At 27.6% G+C, this 4,693-nt stretch carries 7 protein-coding genes; 4 read left to right on the top strand and 3 right to left on the bottom strand.

The genetic code is table 11. The annotated features are described in order from the left end of the window. Positions 1-215 precede the first annotated feature (215 nt). The 4 genes from ACIQ56_RS14575 (at position 216) to ACIQ56_RS14560 (ending at position 2,477) form a co-directional block, all read left to right on the top strand. Complete coding sequence (locus ACIQ56_RS14575) at positions 216-368, top strand: hypothetical protein (protein WP_397601774.1); 153 nt, start codon at positions 216-218, stop codon at positions 366-368. A gap of 57 nt (positions 369-425) precedes the next feature. Then, entirely contained in the window at positions 426-989 is a 564-nt protein-coding gene (locus ACIQ56_RS14570) for a hypothetical protein (RefSeq protein ID WP_397601773.1), read from the top strand. A 179-nt stretch (positions 990-1,168) separates the two neighbouring features. Then, on the top strand, positions 1,169-1,576 hold the full coding sequence (locus ACIQ56_RS14565) for a hypothetical protein (protein WP_397601772.1): 408 nt from the start codon (positions 1,169-1,171) through the stop codon (positions 1,574-1,576). A gap of 142 nt (positions 1,577-1,718) precedes the next feature. Continuing rightward, the gene (locus ACIQ56_RS14560) at positions 1,719-2,477 is read left to right on the top strand and encodes a substrate-binding periplasmic protein (RefSeq protein ID WP_397601771.1); all 759 of its coding nucleotides are present in this window, start codon (positions 1,719-1,721) and stop codon (positions 2,475-2,477) included. A gap of 20 nt (positions 2,478-2,497) precedes the next feature. Here ACIQ56_RS14560 and ACIQ56_RS14555 read toward each other — a convergent pair whose 3' ends face one another. From ACIQ56_RS14555 to ACIQ56_RS14545, 3 genes are all read right to left on the bottom strand, one after another. Continuing rightward, positions 2,498-2,920, bottom strand: coding sequence for a thiol-disulfide oxidoreductase DCC family protein (locus ACIQ56_RS14555; protein WP_397601770.1), 423 nt, complete (start codon positions 2,918-2,920; stop codon positions 2,498-2,500). 23 nt (positions 2,921-2,943) lie between these two features. Then, complete coding sequence (locus ACIQ56_RS14550) at positions 2,944-4,545, bottom strand: methyl-accepting chemotaxis protein (protein WP_397601769.1); 1,602 nt, start codon at positions 4,543-4,545, stop codon at positions 2,944-2,946. Beyond that, positions 4,514-4,693, bottom strand: a 180-nt coding sequence (locus tag ACIQ56_RS14545; protein ID WP_397601768.1) for a hypothetical protein, incomplete at its 5' end; no start/stop codon positions are given. The genes ACIQ56_RS14550 and ACIQ56_RS14545, both read right to left, overlap by 32 nt.

Raw genomic sequence — 4,693 nt, 5'->3', positions numbered from 1 at the left:
CATGATTAATGTGAATGGTTTTATGATTATAATCATCATGCACCCCATTCCGGGCTTGCAATGATGAGTCCAATACAGTATCAAAATTCACATTAATCATGTGTCAACTCAAATGGGGTCCATAGCACAAACACTCAGAACATATCTTAGATTCTCTGATAAAAAAAATTGATGAAGTTAAACCATTTTTTGAAGATATACTTAATAAAATCAAAATGTATTCACATAATTTAAGTAGTGCTATAGATATTACAGCATTAGAGCTTAAACTATCTTACATTTATAAAGTAATTTTTCTCCGTGATAAAAAAGAACAAATTATAAATAAAGCGGAAGAAATAAAAGAAGAAATATCGCCAAAGAATTAACTCATTTTTCATTTTTTAAAAACATTTATAATTAACAATAAAAGGAATAAATTTATTATGAAATGTAAACTTTTAATGTCTTTCATTTTAATTTCATCAATATTTCATTTACAAGCTAAAGCAAAAATAGAAAATAATACGAATGAATTACATAACAAAACCGCCGAAATAGATATTAGTCTCTCTTTTTTTAATAAGAAAAAAGCAAATATACATCTTCGTATTCCATCTCAACAGGCTTATGGTTTTGAAGGCAAGTCCACAAATCCTGAGCAAGAAGAAAAAGTAAATCGTGTTATTGACCAATTTAAATCTGATATTTCAAATATTATTTTATTAGGTGAAAATTGCACCTATGAAGTTGGTGGAATTGAAAAATTTGCGAATGCTAGTGAAAGTTCTTATCAGTATAAAAAAGGGGAAACTAAAAAAATGAAAACAGATTATTTTGTTTTTGAATCCGATATACATATTACTTGTAACAGAGATTTAAAAAATGAAAAAATTGGGCTCAATTTTGAAAAATCATTTAAAGACATAAGTAGAATATCGATAAGACTAAATGCGACTCATAAGAGAAATTTTGTAATTAATAATTCAAATGGCAGTTTTAATTTTTGATAATACTTGTTTATTCTATTTCATAAAAAATAATTTTACTTAAATTTTATGAAATCCTTTTTCATTTCTTTTTCATACCTTCCTAAAAAAAATAGAGCTTTCCTTAATTTGACATTTATTTTTTTTAAATTTATTATTTTTATCTTAAGCTCCATAACAATTTAATAGAAAGGTATTTTATGCTGCGTAGTTTAGCTTTATCCTTGATGTTTGCTATTCCTGTTTTAGCAAATGCGAAATCGATTTTAGAGCCAGGAGAAACTCTTACTTCCGAAAGAGTTTTACAATCTCCTAACTTATGCTTTACCCTAAGCTTTAAAGACAAAGGAAATTTAGTTCTTTCCAATAGATCAGGTAAAATGATTTGGAGCACTGGCACATATAATACGAATGCAACTCAGCTTTATATCGATTACGGCAGCAATTTAAGGTTACAAACCTCACCAAATACTCCCATTGGTTGGCAGACAAATACAAAAGGAGCTTTTGGATTTCTAAGGTTACAAAATGATGGAAATCTCGTTATTTACAGTGATTCTTTTGTACCTCTATGGCACATAGGAACCGGAGGAGCTCCTTGCGGTTAATCCCATATATTTATTTCAGGTGACAATTTTTAATTTATTATTGTTACCTGAATTCTCCAAAATATTTTAATTCCTTTTTTCTTAAATATCATAAAAGACCTCCGATAAGGGCATGTATCCCTAATTTTACAAGGAGCATGAAGTGGCTAAAAGAATTATAAAACCTTATATAATAATAGCTTGTTTCTTTAACATTTCTGTTTATGCAGAAGATATTACCTTATTTTGGGATGACTTCCCTGGTGAAATAGAAAAAAGAGGTGAAAATGATCTTGGAGGTATTGGCGGTGATATTGTTATTCAAGCTCTTAAAGCAAAGAAGATTTCCTATAAATTAGAGATGAAACCTTGGAAAAGAGCGTTTACGGAAGCTTTGGCAAATGATAATAAAAAGTCTTTTATTATCCCCCTTACAAGAAATAAAGAGAGAGAAGAAAAATTTGTATGGGCTTCTAAAATTTATGAGGCGAAAACCATTTTTCTAACAATGTCAGGAAGCAAGAATATAGACAGCATGGCCGATGCAAAAGGATCTAAAATTGGAGTCTTAGCAGGCTCATCCTACGAAAATATTTTAACAAGCCCCGATAGTAAAATAGAAAAAGGTAACATTGATGCCGTACCAAACGATGTGACAAATTTTAAAAAACTTATCGGTAAAAAAATTGATGCTTGGTTTACTTTAAACATTGTTGCTAGTACCTTAATAAAAGCAAATTTAAAAGCAGAAAATTTGAATGAAAGTAACTTTCGTATAGGAAAAGCAATTGCAGTTCAGGAAAAATATATCGCAACGACTTCTACAACGTCTCCAGAGTTAATTAAAAAAGTAACGGATGCTATAGAAGCTTTTAAGAAAACTGCGGATTATAAAAAACTAACAGATAAAATTAGTAAATAAATAAAAAATTATTTTTTAATTTATTTAATTTTGTTTTGAACTATTATTTTTTTAATTTCTTTCACCTCATTAGAGGATTCCATTAATATCCTTTTTTTTAAAGTAGAATCCATTAATAAACAAGATTCTACTTTATTAAAAAATTGATAGCGGTATTTTGCAAATAAATTATAAAAAAAGTTTAAAATAATTTTAGGAATAATATTAAATATATAAAATAAGTTCCAAGGAAACTTTAATAATTGAAAAATTTTTAAAACAGCTGCAGAACGTGTGTATACTTTATTTTGAAAAAATAAAATTACTGTATTTGGAGTGCCATTAAAAAAATAACGAAATGCCGAAAATAAAAAAACTTCTTTTTTGTCCTGCTTAATTACAAATTGTATAAATTTATTACAAATGAGACATTGATCATCAATAATAATTACAGGTTTATCCATAACATAATACCTCTTGTTATGAATTATATCACACTATTTTCTTTTATTAAAGAATTTTCTCCTTCAATCAAAACAGTTAAATCCTTAATTGCCATAGCCATTACATCTGCCTGATCTTTTAATTTATTTGCATCCATTAATGAAACATTTGCAATTTTATTCGTATTTTGAGCTACTTTATCAAAGTTTTGCATTGCAATAGAAATTTCCGTGACACCTTTTGCTTGCTCATCAGATGCAATGTGAATATCGCTCACCATTAAGTTTAATTTATTTATTTTTTCAACAATTTCATTTAAAGAATCTCTACATTTATGAGATGACTTTATCCCTTCTTCCACACTACCCTTCGATTTTAAGACAAAATATTCTACATCTTCCTTGCTTTCCTGAAGTATTTTTGTAATTTGTGAAGTACTATTTAAGAGCAATTCTTCAATTTCTTTCGAAGAATTTCCACTCATTTGTGCAAGATTACCTATTTCTTCGGCAACGACAGAAAAACCTCTACCATGTTCTCCTGCTCTTGCCGCTTCTACAGATGCATTAAAAGATAAAAGTTTTGTTTGAAAGACAATATTATTTATAATTTTTGTTTTATTATTAATTTCAGAAATAATATTTATAATTTCGGTCATTTTTTTATTATTTTCAGCACTTTTTATTTGAAATTGATTATTATCGTTTTGTATATTTTGAATATCTTGCACCATTTTTTCGATGTTATTTTTAGAATAATCTGCGATTGAGCTTGTTTCGTTAGATACGATTTTTGATTGTGTAGCATTTTCAGCATTTTTATTTACCATTGCTGTGATTTCATCAACAGCTACTACAGTTTCATGCAAAGATGCTGCAAGTTCAGAAGCCGTTGACGATAAATTTTGACTTGTTCCATTTAAACTTATTGAGGAATCATTCACATTATTAAAAACATTATTTACATTAAATATAACTTCATTAATTTTATTTAACGTATGAATCGATAATTTTATTCCAATGATTAGTGAAAGCATAATTCCAATTACGCTAAAAATAACTCCATATATAATACTATTACTTGTAATTTTTTCAGCATATTCTATTTCTTGTTGCACTTGATCCATTAATAGCTCTTCTGAAATTTTTACTAAATCAACAATAGCATTAACTTTAGGTACTATTTTATTTAATGTTATTTGTTTTTGTTCTTTTAAATTCTCTGGTGTATTCTTCAGTGATAATTTTTTTACATTTATAAATTCTTCTTGAACTACATTAAAGTCATTTTCAATTTTTTTGATATTTTCTGACATTTTCTCTGATAAAGTAAATTTTTTCATTCTATCCAATTGCTCTTTTAAGTCTGACACTTTTTGCCCTGCTTGATTCATTTTTTCATTTTTTATACTTATCTCGTCAAAAGTGAGTGCAGTCCATAAAAAGCGAAGAACGGCATTGGCATCTACCCGAATATGGTTTACTAAAATTACTTTAGGAAACTTTTCTTTTGCAATGGTCTCTGCATTATTTTTTTGTTGCACCAAATTATAGGACATAAATATACTTAAAAAAGATGTAAATATAAAAGAAATCAAGATTAAAATTGCAAATTTAAATCGGATTCCAGAAAACCACTTTTTCATGATAATTCCTTCCTATTTTAATATAATAATTAATGCCAGTTAAGAGTTGAGAAAGATATTGTGAAGATTGAAGAAATAGCTCCAATTTGTTAGTTAATTGTTGCTTAAAAAAAAGTAACAAAGGAGCTACCAATGGATTGGCAGAACC

The organism is Silvanigrella sp. (assembly GCF_044369315.1).
Taxonomy (GTDB): domain Bacteria; phylum Bdellovibrionota_B; class Oligoflexia; order Silvanigrellales; family Silvanigrellaceae; genus Silvanigrella.
The sequence above is the reverse complement of the archived record's forward strand: the minus strand, read 5'-3'. Positions and strand labels throughout refer to the sequence as shown.

What these genes read in the sequence shown, in the direction of transcription:
- ACIQ56_RS14550 (WP_397601769.1), bottom strand. Translation starts at nt 4,545, where the DNA reads ATGAAAAAGTGGTTTTCTGGAATCCGATTTAAATTTGCAATTTTAATC.
- ACIQ56_RS14575 (WP_397601774.1), top strand. Translation starts at nt 216, where the DNA reads ATGTATTCACATAATTTAAGTAGTGCTATAGATATTACAGCATTAGAG.
- ACIQ56_RS14555 (WP_397601770.1), bottom strand. Translation starts at nt 2,920, where the DNA reads ATGGATAAACCTGTAATTATTATTGATGATCAATGTCTCATTTGTAAT.
- ACIQ56_RS14565 (WP_397601772.1), top strand. Translation starts at nt 1,169, where the DNA reads ATGCTGCGTAGTTTAGCTTTATCCTTGATGTTTGCTATTCCTGTTTTA.
- ACIQ56_RS14570 (WP_397601773.1), top strand. Translation starts at nt 426, where the DNA reads ATGAAATGTAAACTTTTAATGTCTTTCATTTTAATTTCATCAATATTT.